Raw genomic sequence first — 17,938 nt, 5'->3', positions numbered from 1 at the left:
CCCCTACCCTTCGAAGGTGAGGGTCTTCGTGATCAACAAGTCGAACTCCTCCAGGAGTTTCGTGGCGCCGGCCGAGCTCGGATTGTTCCGGTAATAGATCGTGTACACCCGGCCGTTCGCGGGCAGGACGTACCGGACGACCATGTCGCCCGGGCTGTCCGTGCCCACGGGAGGCTCCTTCGCGACGATGGCGGAATGGCGTTTCCCGGCAACGCCGTCGACGGTGACGTCCCGGATCTCTATCTTGTCGTAGGTGTCCTCGTCGTAGGGACCCGTGTATGCCTGGTCGGCCGCGTCGACTCGAATCTGGACGAGGTAGAAGAAGAAGTCGGTGCCCAGGCAGCCGGGCAGTAGGTCGCGGATGTGCGCCAACCAGACCTGTGTCTCGCACTCCTCGACCAGCCAGTTCGGCGGATAGCGCAGGCTGTACCCGTTCTGGGCGTTCCGGTAGGGGGTCCAGTCGGCGGTCGGGTCGGGGGTGGGTATCGCGACCGGAGCGGCGTCCGGCGACTCGGGGATGGTGAACCGGACGAGTACGGAGGTGAGGTCGGTGGCGTTCTCCGGGAACACCGGCTCGGGCGCCCCGGTTGCCGTGGCGACCTGGGTCAGCACCGGGCGCTGCTCGGCGGGGACCTGGAAGCCGACGAACCTGAAGTCGAGGGTGAGCCCGGCGTCCTCGACGCGCTCCCGGATCGTGGCGGCGACGGCGGCGTGGTCGGCGTTGCAGCCGTCGACCCCGTGCCGGGACACCACGATGATCCGGTTACCCTCGCTGCCCCTGAACGGATAGGGCCGGGCGAAGTCGTCGATCGCCGCGAGGATGCCGTCGAGCAGCGTCGGCTGCCCGCCGGGGGTGAGGGCGCGGGCGGCATCGCCGATCTTCCGCGCCTGGCCGGTGCCGACCTCCACGACCTGCTCGGTGTTGCCGGCGCTGTCACAGGCTCCGCCGAACCGGCGCAGCGCGAGCGCGTCGCCGTCCGCGCTGTTCTGGGCCGCCGCGCTCACCGCACCGGCGACGGCCGCGAAGTCGTCGCCGCCGGCGCCGACCGAGGTGTCGACCAGCAGCGTCGTGCGGTAGGCCGGGATGGCGCGGACCACCAGGACGGCGGTGGCCGCCAGCACGACGACGAGCACCGCCGCGCCGATCAGCAGGAAGCGCCGACGCCGGGTGCGGGAAGACCCGGTCCCGGTCGTCATCGGGTACCTGCCGGAGCCTTGGCGCGGAGGGTGGCCAGTGCCTGGTTCATCGCGTCCGCCTCGGTGTTGTAGTCGGTGGCGACCCGTTCGAAGGCGGCGTGTTTCTCCCCCAGCGGGTTACCGGAGCGGGCGGTACGCAGCAGGTCGTCGGCGCTGTCGACCACCCGCTGCTGTTGGGAACGCAACCGGGACGCCCGACCATGGATGTCCCGGGCGGTGGCGGTCTTCGCCCGGGCCTGGAGGTCCTCGAACTCCGTGTCGGTGCGCGACAGCACCTCCCGGGCACCGTCGAGGGTACGTTCGGCGGTGTCGAGCCGGCCGTCGGTGACCGCCTTGACGGCGCTGTTGACCCGCTGGACGGCCGGGTTGAGGATGTCGACGATCTCCTTGGCGTTGCGCAGCACCGGCTCGATGTTGGTGAACCAGTCCAGGGCGGCGTCCAGTTGGCCGGGGGTGTCGACGAACATCGGGTCGGGGGCGCCGGAACCGGTGGCGATCTGGGTGAGCTGGTCCCGCTCGTCGTCGCGTACCTGGTAGCCGATCATCCGGAACTCGATCGACAGCCCGGCGGCGGCGATCCGGTCCCGGATCTGCTTCTCCACGAATCCGGTGTCCTCGTCGCAGGCGTCCGTACCGTTCCGGGTGACCACGATGATCCGGTTCACCTGCTTGGCCCGCTGCGCGAACGGTTTCGAGAAATCCGCCACCGCCTCGACGATGCCGCGTTGCAACGTCGCCTTGGAACCCTGGCCGATTCCGCTGACCGCGTCGCTGATCTCCTGTCGGTTGTCGGTGCCGAATCCGACGAGCTGACTGGTGTTGTCCTGCGCGCCGCATTCACCGCCGAACCGGCGCAGGGCCAGCGCGTCACTGTCGCCGGAATTGTCGATCACCGTCTTGAGTGATTCGGCGATGGTGCCGACGCCGTCGCCTCCGGCGGTCGTGTCGATCAGGAACTCGGTCTTGTAGGTCGGCGCGAACTGCGGCAGCACCCAGGTCACCGTCACCCAGCCGGTGCCGACGAGCAGCACCAGCACGATGGCGCTCAGCAGCGCGATCCGGACGCTGCGCGGCAGGTGCAGCCGGAACACGTTGTGCTGGTGTCCGTGGTCGCCGATCAGGATCCCCTGGCCGTGCCGGGCGTCGACCGAGTCGGCCCGCTCCAGGACCCTGCCCCGGGGACCGGTCACGGCCTCGTCCGGCCCGTCGGTGGCGTCGACGGGGCCGCCGTGGCCCTCCGGTCGGCTTGCCACCTCAGGAGAAGGTGTTGTGCTGGGTGCCGTGGTCGCCCACGTATACGCCTCGGGCGTCGCGGAGGTCGACGGCGTACCTGGCGACCGTGTCGGCACTGCCGGGGAAGGTCAGCGCCAGTACCCGCAGTGCCGCCTCGGCGAGCGCGCGATCCTGGTCGGCGCCGGCCGTGGTCAGCGCCGCCACCATCCGGTCGTGCTGGCCGACCGGATCCGAGCGGTACGCGTCGACGATCTCGGCGGGCCGACCGTGTCCGCCCCGGCCGCTGCCCAGCCGGTTTCGTACCACCTCGCACAGCCCGGTGTAGGCGTCCTGGACCGCCGACGACGCGGCGCCCGAGACTCCGGCGGCGGCACCGGCCACCAACGCGGTCACCACAATGGCGATGGGATCCATCAGGTCGTGCTCCCTGCTGCGCGGAGATTGCGAGGCGGAGTGGTGACGGTGCTGCGGTTCTCGTCTGGACTGTATCGCCGTCGAGCAGGGAATGTTTCTATCAGTCCACTGTGGTCCGGACAAGTGCCGTGACGCGAACCTGACAGCGGGTAGCCGAATGGTGCCCGTCCATTCGACCGGCGGTCGCGTACGGCTCGGTCGAACGGGGAATTCCGTCGTGGTGGGGGCGTAACAGGGTGCGGTAATCCAATCCGACAGACCGGGTCGACCGATTGTGTCGGCCCAATTCCGGCGTGCCGTTCCGTTTCCCGGTTGAATTGTCCGGCCGGCAGCTCCGACCCGAAGTGCGGGACGTGGGCGCGCACCAGTCGTGATACGCGCCCACCCTGCACCGTCCTCGCTACCAGTCCGAGTTGGACCCGTCCACGCCGAGGATGACCTGGTCGAACGAGTTGCCGTCGTTGTCGTCGGTGTAGCTGACGCTGATCTCGCCCCACGGCGACGAGGTGAGCGCGATCTGTTCCTGCCGCCCGGTCGTGGTCTGCCCGAGCACCTGGCTCGGCAGCCGGCCGGTGAACGTACCGTCCGGGTTGACGCCGCGGGCCGCGACGTCCTGGGCGGCGGTCGCCACCGTCCAGCCGACCACCGCGTTGGCCTGGTCGTCGATGCCGACCGTCGGCGCGACCGTAGCCGGGCCGGTGGCCATCTCGGCGTCGTTGTGCCGGGCCGTCGCCGCGCTGGTGAACGAGCGCAGCCACACCCCGGCGGTGCCGGTGTGGTCGGACTCCCAGGCGACGGTGAAGTCGCCGTTGAAGTTGGCCGCGATCGCGGGACGGCGCTGCTGGCCACCGGTGGCCGAGTTGGCGACCCGCCGGGACAGGTTCACCGCCCCGTTCGTCCGGGCGAACCGGGCCAGGCCGACGTTGTACGCCCCGTTCGCGTCGCCGTCCTCGTCCCAGACCACCAGCGCGTCACCGGAGGCGGAGACCGCCACGTCCGGCCGGTGGTGCTCGCCGGTCGACTGGCTGGCCAGCACCTCGTACGCCTTGGTGGTGGTGTTGGTGTAGCCGGCGACCCGGACCGTCGCCGGTGCGGTGCCCTGGACGTCCTCCCACACCACGCTGAAGCCGACCGCCGTGGCGCTGTTCGGCGCACCGTCCGGGTCGACGGCCACCCTCGGGTAGAGCTGCTGGCCGTCGGCGGAGGCGTTCGCCCGGCCCGAGGCGAGCACGGTGCCGGTCGGTGACACCACCCGGTACGGCACGTTGTAGAAGCCGTTGCCGTCCGGGTCGTCCGCCCAGACGACCACCACGTTGCCCCGGTCGTCGATCCCGACGTCCGGCGTGACGTGCTTCCAGTTGGTGCCGGCGGTGCCTCCGGCGGAGAGCTTCAGTTCGTAGACCGGGCTGCCGTTGTTGAAGACCCGCAGGTAGATCTCCGAGTGGAGGTCGCTTTCGGGTGCGGTGTCGTCGCGGTCGTCCTCCCAGACCACCGCGACCCGGCCGTTGCGGTTGGCGGCGATCGCCGGCACGTCCTGGTCGCCGGTGGAGTTGCTGTTCGCGGTGGTCCAGGTGACCGGCGCGGCGGCGACGGCAAGCTCGGCGGGAGCCGGCACGCGCCGGGCCGGCGGCGTCGGCGTGGCCGTACCGCTCCCGTCCGGCGTCGCGGTGCGGGCCGGGGTCGGGGTACGGGTCGGCGTCGCCGGTGCGGTCGGCGTCGCGGTGCCGCCCCGGGTCGGGGTCGGCGTCGTCGGGACGGCCGGGGTGGTGGTGGGGGCCGGGGTCGCGGTACTGGCGGGCGGCGGCGGGGTGGCCGGGCCGACGGCGGGGGTCGGCGCGGCCGGTACGGGTACTGCCAGCAGGGAGCTGACCAGCAGTGAGGTGACGGGGATCATCCGGGCGCTCCTTGTCAGGCGGTCTGCAGGCCGGGACGGCCATCGGCGATGACGAACGAACCGACGGTGGAGACCGGGGCACCGTGCTCGGTGACGCTGGCCACCGCCCGGAAGTCGGCCCGGAGCTGGGTACGGCCGATGGTGGTACGCACGTAGCCGCGCCGGTTGGAGAAGAACCTGATGTGCGGGTTGATGCTCCCGTTCGGGATCGCCGTGTCGGCGGAGCCGTTGCCGCCGGACGAGATCGAGGTGCAGACCAGTTCGGTGCCGATCGTTGCCGAACCCGGGTTGGCGTAGTCGGCCTTGAGGTCGTTCGCCCACGCCTGGTGCACGTCGCCGGTCAGCACCACCGGGTTGCGTACGCCGCGCTGGGTCCAGCCCTGCTGGATGCGGGACCGGGAGGCCCGGTAGCCGTCCCAGGAGTCCATGTTGGCCGCCCCGGCCGCGTCGAGCTGCCGGGCGAAGAAGACCTGCTGACCCATGATGTCCCAGGTGCCGAGCTGCTGGCCGAGACCGTCGAGCAGCCAGGCTTCCTGGGCGGCGCCGGTCAACGTACGGCTGGCCAGGTCGGCGTCGGCGCAGACCTTGCGGCCGTCCCCGCACGCCTGGTCGTCGCGGTACTGCCGGGTGTCGAGCATGTGGAAGGTGGCGAGCTGGCCCCAGCGGATCCGCCGGTACAGCCCGATGCTGTTGCCGGACGGCGCCGAGCTGGGCCGCAGCGGCAGGTTCTCGTAGTAGGCGCGGTAGGCGGCGGTACGCCGGGCCGTCCACTGTGCGGCGGTCAGCGCCGGGGTGTTGTTCTCCCGCACCGTACCGGCGTAGTTGTTCTCCACCTCGTGGTCGTCCGGTACCAGCAGCCACGGCGCCGCCGCGTGCGCCGCCTGGAGGTCCGGGTCGGACTTGTACTGGGCGTACCGGCGGCGGTAGTCGGCCAGCGAGACGATCTCGGCGCCGGCGTGCTCGCGTACCGAGCCGGTGCTGGTGGCGTCCTCGTAGAGGTAGTCGCCGAGGTGCAGGACGAGGCCCGGGTTGTCCTCGGCCATCCGCCGGTACGCCGTGTAGTAGCCGGACTCGTAGTGCGCGCAGGAGGCGAAGGTCATCACCAGGTCCCGGCCGAAGCTGCCGGCCGCCGGTGCGGTCCGGGTACGCCCGACCGGTGAGATGTGCCCCTGGGCCCGGAACCGGTAGAAGTAGTCGGCGTCCGGAGCGAGCCCACCGGCGACCACGTGCACCGAGTGCGCGTCGGCGTAGCGGGCGGCGACCGAGCCGGAGGCGACCAGCGAGCTGAACCGCTCGTTCGTCGAGACCTGCCACTCGACGGTGACGTCCGCGTTGGCCATTCCGCCCTGACCGTCCGCGTTCAACGGCGACGGGGCGAGTCGGGTCCACAGTACGACGCTGTCCGGTGCTGGTTCACCGGAGGCGACGCCCAGCCGGAACGGGTAGGGGGTGGCGGCGAGGGCGTTCTGGAGTGGCAGCGCCGCCGTACCGACGGCACCGAGTCCACCTAGGACGAAGATTCGGCGATTGATCTTCCGCATGGCGGGTACCTTGGAGTGCTCGCGTTAACAGGGCAAGCACCGCCGCGAAACCCCAGGTGACACCGGGCTGTCGCATCGAGGCGGACGGATGCTGTGGCGCGTTCGACGATCGACGGAGGTCGTCAGGCCCGCGTCGTCAGCCGGGCTCGTCCTCGTCCCGGCCCGCCACCGGCCGTGCCCGACGGTGCTGCTTGGCCCAGGCCAGGACCTCGGACTTCAACCAGATTCCGCCAGCGGCCAGCCGCACGTAGGGCTCGGGGAACGAGCGTGCCGCGACGAGCTGTTTGGTCCGGCTCTTCGAGGTCCCGAGGAGGGTGCCGATCTCCTGGGTGCCGACCAACTCGTCGGGTGGTGGCAGCTTGGCCATGCCCGGCAAGGTATCCACCCTCCGGCCTACCCCCTCCGGGCTGGCCTATGCGGGCTGACTCCTTGACCATCCCCTAGGGGGTAGGGCACGATTCGGGCAGGCCGCTCGCCTGGTGGCACATGTCGGCGCCGGGCGAGGGTGCCGTACCCGAGGGCTGCCACCGGCGGTCACCCGTGCCTCCGGCGTCCGGTGGCAGCCCTCGCCCCCGACCAGCCAGGAGGACCGGTGATCCACCGATCGTTCGACCAGCCCGAGCGGCCACCCACGACCCCGGCACCGCAGCACCAGCGGCTCGCGGCGGAACTCGCGGCCTGCCAGCAGGCCCTTTGCGACATCCAGGGGCGACTGGCCGACGCGCGGCACCGGCTGGCGTTGATCTCGAAGATCGCCCGGGACGACGCCCGCTGCCGCCGCGCCCCCACCGTCTCCTGGGCCGCCGTCCGGGCGGCCCTGTACGCGCAGCCGGACACGCTCGACCGCATCGGGGCGGACCTGCCGCTCCGCTGAACCAGCCGACCCGGCTGCCCGATCACGCCTGTCCCGTACCCCGATTGCCCGCTTATGCCCGCACGCCTGCCTCGCAGGTGAAACCCTCTTTGCAAGGACGGCGTCGTCGAGGAGGAACTGGAGTGGCCATGGATTCGCGGACATTCGTGGTGGACGGCGGCACCAGCGGGCTCGGCATGGAGGTCGCCCGGATCCTCGCCGCCGACCACCGGGTCGTGATCCTCGGCAACGTGGCCGAGGAGGTCTCCCGGGCCCGGGACGAGTTGGGCTGCGACGGCCTCGTCTGCGACATGTCCCGCAGCGAGCAGGTCCGGGACGCACTGGCCGAGACCACCAACCGGTACGGCCCGATCGACGGGCTCGCCCACTGCGCGGCGATGTGGGCCGGCGGAAAGCTGGAGGACCTCTCCCCGGAGGCGATCCGCCGGGCGATCGAGGTGAACGTGCTCGGCACCGCCTACCTGCTGCACGAGGCGCTGCTGCGGATGCGCGAGCAGGGGTACGGCAACATCGTCTACGTCAGCGCGCTCGCCACCGACGTACCCCGGCCGGGCATCCCGCTCTACCGGGCGACGAAGAGCTTCGGCACCAGCCTGGTCGAGTCGCTGGCCGAGGCGCAGGGGACGAACAGCATCAAGGTGATGGAGATCCACCCGGGCCCGATGCACACCAGGCTCCAGGAGCGGGTCGGCGCCGACTTCCTCGACACGGTCTTCGCCCTGCCCGAGCAGGTGGCGACCGAGGTCGTCCGGCTGCTCCTGCTGCGCAGCGACGACCTGTACGTCTCGGGGCAGAGGGTGCTCCGCGCCGACGGACGTTGGTAACCCGGACCGATGGTCAGTGCCGGGCCGGCTTCCGCCGAGCCACCACCCCCGTCGGCGTGGGCGCCGCTGCGGGTGGCGATCTACCGCAACCTGTGGGTGGCGATGCTGGTCGCCAACATCGGTACCTGGATGCAGACCGTCGGCGCCCAGTGGCTGTTGATCAACGAACGGAACGCCTCGACCCTGGTCTCCCTGGTGCAGACCGCCAGTACCCTGCCGATCCTGCTGCTCGCGCTGCCGGCCGGCGCGCTGGCCGACACCCTGGACCGGCGGCGGCTGCTGATCGCGGTGCAGTTCTTCATCGTCTCCGTCGGGGTGGCGCTGACCCTGCTCACCGCGACCGGCCACATGCCGCCGGCACTGCTGCTCACCCTCACCTTCGCCTTCGGCGTCGGGCAGGCGCTCACCCTGCCGGCCTGGGCCGCCGTCATCCCCGACCTGGTGCCCCGGAACCTGTTGCAGTCCGCCTCCGGGCTCGGCTCGATCAGCGTGAACGTGGCCCGCTCGGTCGGCCCGGCGGTGGCCGGCCTGCTGATCGCCTGGACCGGCGTACCGCTGGTCTTCGCCCTGAACACCCTGGCGTTCCTGTTCTTCGCGGTCACGCTGATCCGCTGGCGGGCCGACAACGCGCGCTCGGTCGAGGTGCCGGAACGGTTCACCGCGGCGCTCCGGGCCGGCGGCCGGTACGTCCGGCACTCGCCGATCGTGCAGCGGCTGCTGCTCCGGGCACTGCTCTTCCTGGTACCCGGTAGTGCGCTCTGGGCGCTGCTGCCACTGATCGCCAACCAGCGGCTCGGCCTCGGCGCCGGCGGGTACGGCGTCCTGCTCGCCGCGCTCGGTGCCGGCGCGGTGGCCGGCGGCCTGGTGCTGCCCTGGGTCCGGACGAAGTTCTCACCGAACCTGTTCCTGCTCTCCGCCGGGCTGATCTTCGGGGCGGCGATGCTGGTGGTGGCGCTGGTACCGGTCGAGGCGGTGGTGCTGGTCGCACTGGTACCGGCCGGCCTGGCCTGGGTGACGGTGCTGTCCAACGTCAACGCCGAGATCCAGCTCTTCCTCCCCGGCTGGGTACGCGCCCGCGGCCTCGCCGTCTACCAGGTCGTGTTCGCGGGCGGGCAGGCGATCGGCGCGCTCGTCTGGGGCATCGTCGCCGACGCGACGAGCCTGGTCCTCGCGCACGTCGCCGCCGCGCTGCTGATGATCCTCGGCGCCCTGACGGTGAAGATGTGGCCGCTGCCGGACCTGCGCGCCGTCGAGCGGGACCCGGCGACCCACTGGCCCGACCTCGACCTGAAGCACGAGCCGGACCCGAGCGTCGGGCCGGTGATGGTGGTGCTGACGTACACCGTCCGGGAGGAGCGGCGGGAGCGGTTCGTCGCCGCCATGGAGGAGGTCCGGGCGGCCCGGCAGCGCACCGGCGCGTACCGCTGGGGGCTGTTCCGGGAGGGCGAGTCGACGGACCTCTTCGTGGAGATCTACGAACTGCCCTCCTGGGACGAGCACCTGCGCCAGCACGGCGGCCGGCTCACCAAGGCGGACCAGGCCGCCGAGCTGCGGGCGTTGCAGCACGCCGACGGGGTACCGCAGGTGAGCCACCTGTTGCCGGCCGAGGCGAACCCCTGAGGCGTCGCCCCACGTTCCGGGGACCGGCCTCGGCCGGACGGGTCAGGACTCGACCGGCTCCCGGGGGCCGATCGGCTCCCGGACCAGCGCGCCGTCGACGTAGCAGTAGCGCCAGTCCTCGCGCGGCTCGATCGAGCGGATCAGCGGGTGCCCGGTCTCGGAGAAGTGCGCGGTCGCGTGCCGGCCCGGCGAGTCGTCGCAGCAGCCCACCAGTCCGCAGGTCAGGCACATCCGCAGGTGCACCCAGCCCTCGCCGGCTTCCAGGCACTCCCGACAGCCGTCCCCGTCGGTCTCGGTGATCTGGATCCGGTCCAGGTGGGTGCAGGCGGTGCTCATCGTCTCCTCGCGGACGTACCGCCAGCGGGACCGGAGGAGCTGGTCCGGGATGATCCGGGCCAGGTAGCGGGACTGGGCCGCGAACATCGGGCTGAGTACGGCGAGGATCAGCACGTACAGCGCGACGAACGGCCCGATCCGGCCGTCCAGTCCGGCACCCAGCGCCAGGGTGGCCAGGATCAGCGAGAACTCGCCCCGGCCCAGCACGGTCAACCCGACGTTGGCCGCACCGCGCTGGTTGAACCCGAAGAGCGAGCCGGTGATCAGCCCGGAGCAGATGTTCACCAGGATGGTGACCGCGACGGCGATCGCCACCGGTACGGCGACCGAGCCGAGCGCGCCGACGTCGATGCTCAACCCGAAGCCGACGAAGAACACGGCGGCGAAGACGTCCCGCAGCGGCAGGACCAGCCGTTCCACCCGTTCGCGCAGGGCGGTCCGGGCGACGACGAGGCCGATCATGAGCGCGCCGATCGCGTCGGAGACGCCGACCTCGGCCGACAGCCCGGCGACCAGCACCACCAGCCCGACCATGCCGATGGCCAGCAGTTCGTCCTCGTGGCTGCCGATCAGCCAGCCGATCGCCCGGGCGCCCCACCTGGCCACCGCGACCAGCAGCAGCAGGTAGCCGAAGCTCATCCCGATGTGCATGGCGATGTCGGCCGGCGAGGTGGCGCCGGCCAGGATCGGCGAGAGCAGGGCCAGGTAGAAGGCGAGGAACAGGTCCTCGATGACGATGATGCCGAGGATGATCGGCGTCTCGGCGTTGGCCAGCCGGCGCAGCTCGATGAGCAGCTTGGTGGCGATCGCCGAGGACGAGATGCCGAGCGCACCGGCGATGACGAAGGCTTCCGGGGTGCCCCAGCCCAGCGTGAAGCCGAGCCCCAGCCCGGCTCCGACGTTCAGCCCGATCGAGGCGGCGGCGGCGATGAAGAGCCGCTTGCCGCTGCCGAACACCTGCCGTACCGGGAACTCGACACCGAGGTTGAACAGCAGCAGTATCAGCCCGATGGAGGCGAGCAGGGCCAGGTCCTCGGGATGCTCGATCAGCACCGGGCCGGGGGTGGCCGGCCCGAGCACGATCCCGGTCAGCATGAAGAACGGCACGCTGGGCAGGCCGACCCGGCGGCCGGCTCGGGCCAGCAGGCCGGCGACCAGCACGATCGCGCCGAACCCGATCAGATCGGCGTGCATGGAGTCTCCAATCGGGTGGCGTCGCGCCGGGCGGGAAACCCGGTGACGTCAGGCGGAGCACAGACGTCGGGCGGATGACATCAGCGTCAGACGGAGGACATCGGTGGGCGGCGTCGGACGGGGGAGCGTCCGGACGGCGGCGTCAGTGGGTACGTGAGGTGGGGAGCGTGCGGGAGGCGGGTACGTCAGGCGAAGAAGGTGCCGGCGAGCACGGCCCCGACCTTGCGGGAGTGCTCCTCGCTGAGTTCGACGACCGCGGTCGGCTCGTCGGAGCGGGAGGTGAAGACGTAGAGGTCGCGGGTGCCGTCGCGGCGTACCACGATCGAGACGCGGGTGCCGCCGTGCCCGAGATCGATGTCGTACCGCTTGCCGATGCCCGGCAGCTCCTGCACGTGTACGCCCTGGCCCATGACCTCTCCCAACGAATGCCGCGCCCTGCGGACGGGCCGATGGTCGACGACCGGCGGGTGCGGGGTGGCCCGTGCGAGCCAGCCTACGTCCCCGGACGGGTGATCTGCTGCACCCGGGCACCCGGGCTCCAGCAGGTTAGGGTAGCCTAAACTAATGCCGGAGAGTTCGAATCGAACCGGGGTCAGATCTGCCACCGTACTGCGGACGGCGTGGCTGACGCCGCACATGATCCGTGTGGTGCTCGGCGGGGACGGGTTGACGGGCTTCGTCGCCGACACCTACACCGACCACTACGTAAAGTTGATCTTCCCGCCGGCCGGCGTCGACTATCCGGAACCGGTCGACCTCGACTCGATCAAACGCGAACTGGCCCGCGACCAGTGGCCCCGGCTGCGGACGTACACCGTCCGGGCCTGGGACGCGACCCTCGGCGAGCTGACCCTGGACTTCGTCTACCACGGCGACGAGGGGCTGGCCGGCCCGTGGGCCGCCGCCGCGAGGCCGGGGGACCGGGTGATGTTCCGGGGCCCCGGCGGCGGGTACGCCCCGGACCCGCTGGCCGACTGGCACCTGCTGGTCGGCGACGAGAGCGCCCTGCCGGCGATCGGCGCCGCGCTGGAGCGGCTGCCGCACGGCGTCCCCGCCCGGGTCTTCGTCGAGGTCGCCGACGCGGACGAGGAACAGCACCTGCCCACCAAGGCGTCCGCCGAGATGGTCTGGCTGCACCGCGCGGATCGGCCGTTCGGCGCCGCCCTGGTCGAGGCGGTACGCGCGGCCACCTTCCCGGACGGTGACGTGCACGCCTTCGTACACGGCGAGGCGTACTTCGTCCGGGAGCTGCGCCGGATGCTCCGTGGGGAACTCCGGGTGCCGAAGGAACGGCTCTCCATCTCCGGCTACTGGCGGTGCGGCGACGACGACGAGAGCTGGCGTTCGGCCAAGCCGGAGTGGAACCGGCAGGTCGAGGCCGAGGAGTCGGCCACGATCGGCTGAACCGGGCGCCCCGGGTCGTACCCCCTTCGCCGGGAAGGTCAGTCCGGCAGGGCAGGATGTAGCCCGGAGGGGGTGAGGCGGTGGCCGGGCGGATCCGCGACGAGGACATCACGCTGGTACGCGAGCGCACCTCGATCGCCGACATCATCTCCGAGACCGTCACCCTCCGGTCGGCCGGCGGCGGCAACCTCAAGGGCCTCTGCCCGTTCCACGACGAGAAGACCCCGTCGTTCACCGTCGCCCCTGCCCGAAATGTCTATTTTTGCCACGGGTGTGGGGCCGGCGGTGACGCCATCAAGTTCCTGATGGACGCCGAGCACCTGAGCTTCGTCGAGTCGGTCGAACGGCTCGCCGACCGGGCCAACATCCAACTGCGTTACCTGGAGGCCGGTCCCGCGCCGGTCCGGCCGCAGCAGGGCCAGAAGCAGCGGCTGGTCGCGGCGCACGCCGCCGCCGCCGAGTTCTACGCCGGCCAGCTCGGTACCGCCGGAGCCCGACCGGCCCGGGAGTTCCTGGCCCAGCGCGGCTTCGACCGTACGGCCGCGCAGACGTACGGCTGTGGTTTCGCCCCGGACGCCTGGGACCTGCTCACCAAGCACCTGCGGCAGAAGGGCTTCACCGGTCAGGAGTTGGTCACCGCCGGGCTGGCCCGGGAGGCGCGTTCCGGCTCGCTGATCGACCGGTTCCGGCGTCGGCTGCTCTGGCCGATCAAGGACCTGACCGGCGACGTGATCGGCTTCGGCGCGCGCAAGCTCTTCGAGGACGACGACGGGCCGAAATACCTGAACACCCCCGAGACGCCGCTCTACAAGAAGTCGCACGTGCTCTACGGCATCTCCCAGGCGAAACGGGAGATCGCCCGGCAGGGGCGGGCGGTGATCGTCGAGGGGTACACCGACGTGATGGCCTGCCATCTGGCCGGGGTGCCGACGGCGGTGGCCACCTGCGGCACCGCGTTCGGGGCGGACCACATCTCGGTGCTGCGCCGGCTGCTGATGGACACCGACGCGGTGGCCGGTGAGATCATCTTCACCTTCGACGGCGACGCCGCCGGGCAGAAGGCGGCGCTGCGGGCCTTCGAGGACGACCAGCGGTTCGTCGGGCGTACCTTCATCGCGATCAGCCCGGACAACATGGACCCGTGCGAGCTGCGGCTGGCAAAGGGCGACCTGGCCGTGCGGGACCTGGTCGCCCGCCGCGAGCCGCTCGTCGACTTCGCGCTGCGCCAGGTGCTCAACCGCTACGACCTGGACACCGTCGACGGCCGGGTGGAGGCGATGCGCCGGGCCGCGCCGCTGGTGGCCAAGCTCAAGGACCGGGAGAAGCGTCCGGAGTACGTCCGCAAGCTCGCCGGTGACCTCGGCATGGAGATCGAGCCGGTGCAGCGGGCGGTGCTGAACGCCGCCGCCCAGCAGGGGACCGGGGCGCCGCGCCGGGGCGGTGACGGCGGCTCTACCCCGCCGCAGCGGCCGACCCCGGTCGAGCCGGTGGTGGACAGCCCGCAGGCGCTGGTGGAGCGGGAGGCGCTGAAGCTCGCTCTCCAGGTACCGGTGCTGGCCGGCCCGATGTTCGACGCGCTGACGCCGGAGGCGTATTTGCATCCGGTGCACAAGGTGGTGCGGGCGGCGATCGACGCGGCCGGCGGCGCGGCGGCGGGGACCACCGGCGCGGTCTGGATCGAGCGGGTCCGGGACGCCTGCGGCGACCTGGCCGCGGTGGCGCTCGTCGGCGAGTTGGCCGTGGAGCCGCTGCGGCTCGACGGCGACCCCGATCCCCGGTACGTCTCGATCACCCTGGCCCGGCTGGAGTGGGGCGCGGTGACCAGCCGGATCCGGGACCTGAAGTCGAAGGTGCAGCGGGTCAACCCGACCGCCAACAAGGACGAGTACTTCGCGCTCTTCGGTGAACTGCTCTCGCTGGAGCAGCACGCGCGAGCCCTGCGTGAGCAGGCGATGGGGGGTCTGTAGCCGTGGAGGGATTCAACCTGTTCCGGCGTGGCCGGAAGCTGCCGGCCGACCAGCGTCCGCCGCTGGAGTCCGGCGAGCGGGTGCTCGGCTGGGCCCGGGTCGCCGACGGCGAGCAGCTCGTGGTGGTCACCGACCGGGGGCTGTGGCTGCCGGGGGACACCGCGCGGCTCGGCTGGCACGACATCCACAAGGCGGTCTGGTCGGGGCGGGACCTGGCGGTCACCCCGGCGGAGCTGGTCGAGGAGCGGCCCGGCTACCGGGTGGTGGCGGACGGGACGGTGCGGACGTACCTGCTGGTCGATCCGGGTGACGTGCCGAACCAGGTGCGGGCCCGGGTGACCCGGTCGGTGGCGTACACGGCACACCAGCAGGTGCCCGGCGGCGGTCTGCGGATCGCGGCCCGGCGGGTACGCGGCGTCGACGGCCTGACCTGGACGGTCCGGTACGACCCCGGCACCTCGGCCGACGATCCCGTGGTGGTGACCGAGACCAACGACCTGGTGGTGGCCGCCCAGTCCGGTACCGATCCGGATCTCTGACTCGGCCGGGCCGGCGCGAACCGGTCGTGGCGGGTGGTGCCGGCCGCCGTCCGTGATCCGACCCGGGCGCCCGGGTGCCTGGTCGGCGACTGAGCTGGGCCGGTGCGGCCCGGAAACTCGGTGGGACGTGTCGGACCCGGCGGTTAGGGTCGGTCCCGTGGCTAAGGACGGGGTTCTCATCCAGGCCCGAGGGCTGGTCAAACGGTTCGCCGACTTCACCGCTGTCGATGGGATCGACGTCGACGTGCGGGCCGGGGAGGCGTTCGGTTTCCTCGGGCCGAACGGCGCGGGCAAGAGTTCGACCATGCGGATGGTCGGCTGCGTCTCGCCGCCCACGGCGGGTGAGTTGAAAATCATGGGGATGGATCCCCGGCGGGACGGTCCGGCGATCCGGGCCCGGCTCGGGGTCTGCCCGCAGTTGGACAACCTCGATCCGGAGCTGACCGTCCGGGAGAACCTGACCACCTACGCGCGCTACTTCGGCATCCCGCGCCGGGTGGCCCGGGAGCGCGCCGCCGAGCTGCTCGACTTCGTGCAGCTCGCCGAGCGGGCCAACAGCAAGGTGGAGCCGCTCTCCGGCGGCATGAAGCGTCGGCTGACCATCGCCCGCGCGCTGGTCAACGAGCCCGAGATCGTGCTGCTCGACGAGCCGACGACCGGGCTGGACCCGCAGGCCCGGCACCTGGTCTGGGAGCGGCTGTTCCGGCTCAAGCAGCAGGGAGTCACGCTGGTCCTGACCACCCACTACATGGACGAGGCCGAGCAGCTCTGCGACCGGCTGGTGGTGATGGACGGCGGCAAGATCGTCGCGGAGGGTTCGCCGCGCGCGCTGATCGACCGGTACTCGACCCGTGAGGTGGTCGAGCTGCGGTTCGCGGGCGAGAGCCAGGAGGCATTCGCGGGCAAGCTGGCCGGCCTCGCCGAACGGGTCGAGGTGCTGCCGGACCGGATCCTGCTCTACGTCGCCGACGGCGACGCCGCGGTGGCCGAGGTGCACGCCCGGGCGCTCACCCCGGCCAGCGTGCTGGTCCGGCGCAGCAGCCTGGAGGATGTCTTCCTGCACCTCACCGGCCGGACGTTGGTGGACTGAGATGGCGCTCCTGGAGACCGTGCCGGCGAGCCGTCAGCGGGCCGGAGCGGTCGGCCGGTTCCCGGCCCTCGCCGTGCTCGAATACCATCTCGTCGCCTACCGCCGCACCTGGCGGGCCGGCGTCTTCTCGTCGTTCCTGCTGCCGCTGCTCACGATGATCGGCTTCGGGGTGGGCGTCGGGGCGTACGTCGACTCCGGGGTGGGCGGCGTGCCCTATCTCGACTTCATCGTGCCGGGGCTGATCGCCTCGACCGCGCTCCAGGTGGCGGTCGGCGAGTCGACCTGGCCGGTGCTGGGCAACTTCGAGTGGATCAAGCTCTACTTCGCGCAGGCGGCGACGCCGTTGCGGGTCGGCGACATCCTCGCCGGGCACCTCGGCTTCGTGCTGTTCCGGGTGCTGACCAGCAGCCTGTCCTTCCTGCTGGTCGCGGCGCTCTTCGGCACGTTGCACTCGCTCTGGGCGCTGGCCACCCTGCCGCTGGTGCTGCTGATCGGGGCCGCGCTGGCGGTGCCGGTCTTCGCCTACAGTTCGTCGGTCCGCAGCGACAGCTATCTGGCGCTGCTGTTCCGGTTCGCGGTGATCCCGATGACGCTCTTCGCCGGGGTCTTCTTCCCGGTCGAGTCGCTGCCGGTGGCGCTGCGCTGGCTGGCGTACGCGTCGCCGCTCTGGCACGGCGTCGACCTGTGCCGGGCCGCGACCCTCGGGGTGGCACCGGCCTGGTCGGTTCCCGGTCACCTGCTCTACCTCGCCGGCTGGGTCGCCGTCGGCTGGTGGCTGGCGCACTCGGCGTTCCGCCGCCGCCTGGTGATCTGAACCGGCGCCGGGCCGGCCCACCCACATCCCTGTCGACTTCGACCGTTCCGACCAGCAGAGAGAGGCTTCCGTGGTCAGCATCGTCCTGCCCCGGCTGATCAGTTTCGAGGGCGCACCCCGCCGCTCGGTCTCGGTGGCCGAGCGCAACGTCGCGGCGCTGAAGTCCGCGTACTGGGTGGTGCTGATCTCGGGCTTCTTCGAGCCGCTGCTCTATCTGCTCTCCATCGGCGTCGGGGTGGGGGCGCTGGTCGGCGACCTGACGCTGCCGACCGGCACCGTCGTCTCGTACGCGGCGTTCGTGGCACCGGCGATGCTGGCCGCCTCGGCGATGAGCGGGGCGCTGGCCGAAACGACATTCAACTTCTTCGGCAAGATGAAGTACATGAAGCTGTACGACGGGATCCTGGCCACCCCCGTGCAGCCGTTCGAGATCGCGCTGGGCGAGTTGGGCTGGGCGATGCTGCGGGGCAGCCTCTACTCGGCGGCGTTCCTGGCCGTCATGGTGGGGCTGGACCTGACCAGCGGGGTACGGGCGCTGGTCGCCTTTCCGGCCGCCGTACTGGTCGGCTTCGCGTTCGGCGCGCTGGGGATGGCGCTCTCCACCTTCATGCGGAGCTGGCAGGACTTCGACCTGATGGGCTCGGCCCAGTTCGCCCTGTTCCTCTTCTCCGGCACCTTCGTACCTGCCGAGGCGTACCCGTCGGTGCTGCGCTGGGTGGTCGAGGTGACCCCGCTCTACCGCGCGGTGCACCTGGTCCGGGGCATCACGGTGGAGGGCGGCGGCTGGGGCGAACTCGTGGACGTCGGCTACCTGCTCGGGATCACCGCGCTCGGTCTCGTCGTCGCCGGTCGCCGGATGGGCCGGCTGCTCTGCAAGTGAGCGGCTACCGCCGTTGGGCCGACGCGACCGCCTCGGGTGACTACTTTAAGTAGTTGACCGGTAGGGCCGGGACGGCGGTGGTTCGCACCGCCCGGCGGCGTCGTCCGAGGAGGCGGC

General features: G+C 71.4%; 17 protein-coding genes. 9 read left to right on the top strand and 8 right to left on the bottom strand.

What is annotated here, in order from left to right; translation table 11 throughout:
- Window positions 1–3: 3 nt before the first annotated feature.
- The 6 genes from Pen02_RS38015 to Pen02_RS37990 all read right to left on the bottom strand — a co-directional run bounded on the left by Pen02_RS38015 (window position 4) and on the right by Pen02_RS37990 (window position 6,646).
- The gene (locus tag Pen02_RS38015; protein ID WP_203871048.1) at window positions 4–1,197 is read right to left on the bottom strand and encodes a vWA domain-containing protein; all 1,194 of its coding nucleotides are present in this window, start codon (window positions 1,195–1,197) and stop codon (window positions 4–6) included.
- Window positions 1,194–2,450, bottom strand: a complete 1,257-nt coding sequence (locus tag Pen02_RS38010; RefSeq protein ID WP_203871047.1) for a hypothetical protein — start codon at window positions 2,448–2,450, stop codon at window positions 1,194–1,196. The genes Pen02_RS38015 and Pen02_RS38010 overlap by 4 nt, the downstream gene beginning before the upstream one ends.
- 1 nt (window position 2,451) lies before the next feature.
- Window positions 2,452–2,844, bottom strand: coding sequence for a hypothetical protein (locus Pen02_RS38005; RefSeq protein ID WP_203871046.1), 393 nt, complete (start codon window positions 2,842–2,844; stop codon window positions 2,452–2,454).
- Window positions 2,845–3,244: 400 nt separating this feature from the next.
- The gene (locus tag Pen02_RS38000; RefSeq protein ID WP_239141945.1) at window positions 3,245–4,738 is read right to left on the bottom strand and encodes a hypothetical protein; all 1,494 of its coding nucleotides are present in this window, start codon (window positions 4,736–4,738) and stop codon (window positions 3,245–3,247) included.
- Between the two features lie 14 nt (window positions 4,739–4,752).
- Entirely contained in the window at window positions 4,753–6,279 is a 1,527-nt protein-coding gene (locus Pen02_RS37995; RefSeq protein ID WP_203871045.1) for an alkaline phosphatase D family protein, read from the bottom strand.
- A gap of 136 nt (window positions 6,280–6,415) precedes the next feature.
- Window positions 6,416–6,646, bottom strand: coding sequence for a helix-turn-helix transcriptional regulator (locus Pen02_RS37990; RefSeq protein ID WP_203871044.1), 231 nt, complete (start codon window positions 6,644–6,646; stop codon window positions 6,416–6,418).
- 225 nt (window positions 6,647–6,871) lie between these two features.
- On the opposite strand from Pen02_RS37990, the gene Pen02_RS37985 reads away from it, so the two are divergent.
- From Pen02_RS37985 to Pen02_RS37975, 3 genes are all read left to right on the top strand, one after another.
- The gene (locus Pen02_RS37985; protein WP_203871043.1) at window positions 6,872–7,153 is read left to right on the top strand and encodes a hypothetical protein; all 282 of its coding nucleotides are present in this window, start codon (window positions 6,872–6,874) and stop codon (window positions 7,151–7,153) included.
- A 128-nt stretch (window positions 7,154–7,281) separates the two neighbouring features.
- Window positions 7,282–7,977, top strand: a complete 696-nt coding sequence (locus tag Pen02_RS37980; RefSeq protein WP_203871042.1) for an SDR family NAD(P)-dependent oxidoreductase — start codon at window positions 7,282–7,284, stop codon at window positions 7,975–7,977.
- A 9-nt stretch (window positions 7,978–7,986) separates the two neighbouring features.
- Complete coding sequence (locus Pen02_RS37975) at window positions 7,987–9,597, top strand: MFS transporter (RefSeq protein ID WP_203871041.1); 1,611 nt, start codon at window positions 7,987–7,989, stop codon at window positions 9,595–9,597.
- A 42-nt stretch (window positions 9,598–9,639) separates the two neighbouring features.
- Here Pen02_RS37975 and Pen02_RS37970 read toward each other — a convergent pair whose 3' ends face one another.
- Both Pen02_RS37970 and Pen02_RS37965 read right to left on the bottom strand, forming a co-directional pair.
- Window positions 9,640–11,127 (bottom strand): cation:proton antiporter domain-containing protein, encoded by a 1,488-nt coding sequence (locus Pen02_RS37970; protein ID WP_203871040.1) that lies wholly within the window; start codon window positions 11,125–11,127, stop codon window positions 9,640–9,642.
- A gap of 185 nt (window positions 11,128–11,312) precedes the next feature.
- Complete coding sequence (locus tag Pen02_RS37965; RefSeq protein WP_203871039.1) at window positions 11,313–11,537, bottom strand: cation:proton antiporter regulatory subunit; 225 nt, start codon at window positions 11,535–11,537, stop codon at window positions 11,313–11,315.
- Window positions 11,538–11,691: 154 nt separating this feature from the next.
- Here Pen02_RS37965 and Pen02_RS37960 point away from each other — a divergent pair, with 154 nt between their 5' ends.
- The 6 genes from Pen02_RS37960 (at window position 11,692) to Pen02_RS37935 (ending at window position 17,821) form a co-directional block, all read left to right on the top strand.
- Window positions 11,692–12,531 (top strand): siderophore-interacting protein, encoded by an 840-nt coding sequence (locus Pen02_RS37960; RefSeq protein WP_203871038.1) that lies wholly within the window; start codon window positions 11,692–11,694, stop codon window positions 12,529–12,531.
- 80 nt (window positions 12,532–12,611) lie between these two features.
- Window positions 12,612–14,498, top strand: a complete 1,887-nt coding sequence (dnaG, locus tag Pen02_RS37955) for a DNA primase (RefSeq protein WP_203871037.1) — start codon at window positions 12,612–12,614, stop codon at window positions 14,496–14,498.
- A 2-nt stretch (window positions 14,499–14,500) separates the two neighbouring features.
- Window positions 14,501–15,037 carry a hypothetical protein gene (locus Pen02_RS37950; protein WP_239141943.1) on the top strand — a complete coding sequence of 179 codons (537 nt, stop codon included), beginning with the start codon at window positions 14,501–14,503 and terminating at the stop codon, window positions 15,035–15,037.
- A 157-nt stretch (window positions 15,038–15,194) separates the two neighbouring features.
- Window positions 15,195–16,127, top strand: coding sequence for an ABC transporter ATP-binding protein (locus Pen02_RS37945; protein ID WP_203871036.1), 933 nt, complete (start codon window positions 15,195–15,197; stop codon window positions 16,125–16,127).
- A 1-nt stretch (window position 16,128) separates the two neighbouring features.
- Complete coding sequence (locus tag Pen02_RS37940; RefSeq protein ID WP_203871035.1) at window positions 16,129–16,941, top strand: ABC transporter permease; 813 nt, start codon at window positions 16,129–16,131, stop codon at window positions 16,939–16,941.
- Window positions 16,942–17,011: 70 nt separating this feature from the next.
- Window positions 17,012–17,821, top strand: coding sequence for an ABC transporter permease (locus Pen02_RS37935; RefSeq protein ID WP_203871034.1), 810 nt, complete (start codon window positions 17,012–17,014; stop codon window positions 17,819–17,821).
- Window positions 17,822–17,938: the final 117 nt, after the last annotated feature.

The sequence above is a fragment of the Plantactinospora endophytica genome (assembly GCF_016862915.1).
GTDB lineage: Bacteria > Actinomycetota > Actinomycetes > Mycobacteriales > Micromonosporaceae > Plantactinospora > Plantactinospora endophytica.
The sequence above is the reverse complement of the archived record's forward strand: the minus strand, read 5'-3'. Positions and strand labels throughout refer to the sequence as shown.

What these genes read in the sequence shown, in the direction of transcription:
- Pen02_RS38015 (WP_203871048.1), bottom strand. Translation starts at nt 1,197, where the DNA reads ATGACGACCGGGACCGGGTCTTCCCGCACCCGGCGTCGGCGCTTCCTG.
- Pen02_RS38005 (WP_203871046.1), bottom strand. Translation starts at nt 2,844, where the DNA reads ATGGATCCCATCGCCATTGTGGTGACCGCGTTGGTGGCCGGTGCCGCC.
- Pen02_RS38000 (WP_239141945.1), bottom strand. Translation starts at nt 4,738, where the DNA reads ATGATCCCCGTCACCTCACTGCTGGTCAGCTCCCTGCTGGCAGTACCC.
- Pen02_RS37995 (WP_203871045.1), bottom strand. Translation starts at nt 6,279, where the DNA reads ATGCGGAAGATCAATCGCCGAATCTTCGTCCTAGGTGGACTCGGTGCC.
- Pen02_RS37990 (WP_203871044.1), bottom strand. Translation starts at nt 6,646, where the DNA reads ATGGCCAAGCTGCCACCACCCGACGAGTTGGTCGGCACCCAGGAGATC.
- Pen02_RS37980 (WP_203871042.1), top strand. Translation starts at nt 7,282, where the DNA reads ATGGATTCGCGGACATTCGTGGTGGACGGCGGCACCAGCGGGCTCGGC.
- Pen02_RS37975 (WP_203871041.1), top strand. Translation starts at nt 7,987, where the DNA reads ATGGTCAGTGCCGGGCCGGCTTCCGCCGAGCCACCACCCCCGTCGGCG.
- Pen02_RS37970 (WP_203871040.1), bottom strand. Translation starts at nt 11,127, where the DNA reads ATGCACGCCGATCTGATCGGGTTCGGCGCGATCGTGCTGGTCGCCGGC.
- Pen02_RS37965 (WP_203871039.1), bottom strand. Translation starts at nt 11,537, where the DNA reads ATGGGCCAGGGCGTACACGTGCAGGAGCTGCCGGGCATCGGCAAGCGG.
- Pen02_RS37960 (WP_203871038.1), top strand. Translation starts at nt 11,692, where the DNA reads ATGCCGGAGAGTTCGAATCGAACCGGGGTCAGATCTGCCACCGTACTG.
- Pen02_RS37940 (WP_203871035.1), top strand. Translation starts at nt 16,129, where the DNA reads ATGGCGCTCCTGGAGACCGTGCCGGCGAGCCGTCAGCGGGCCGGAGCG.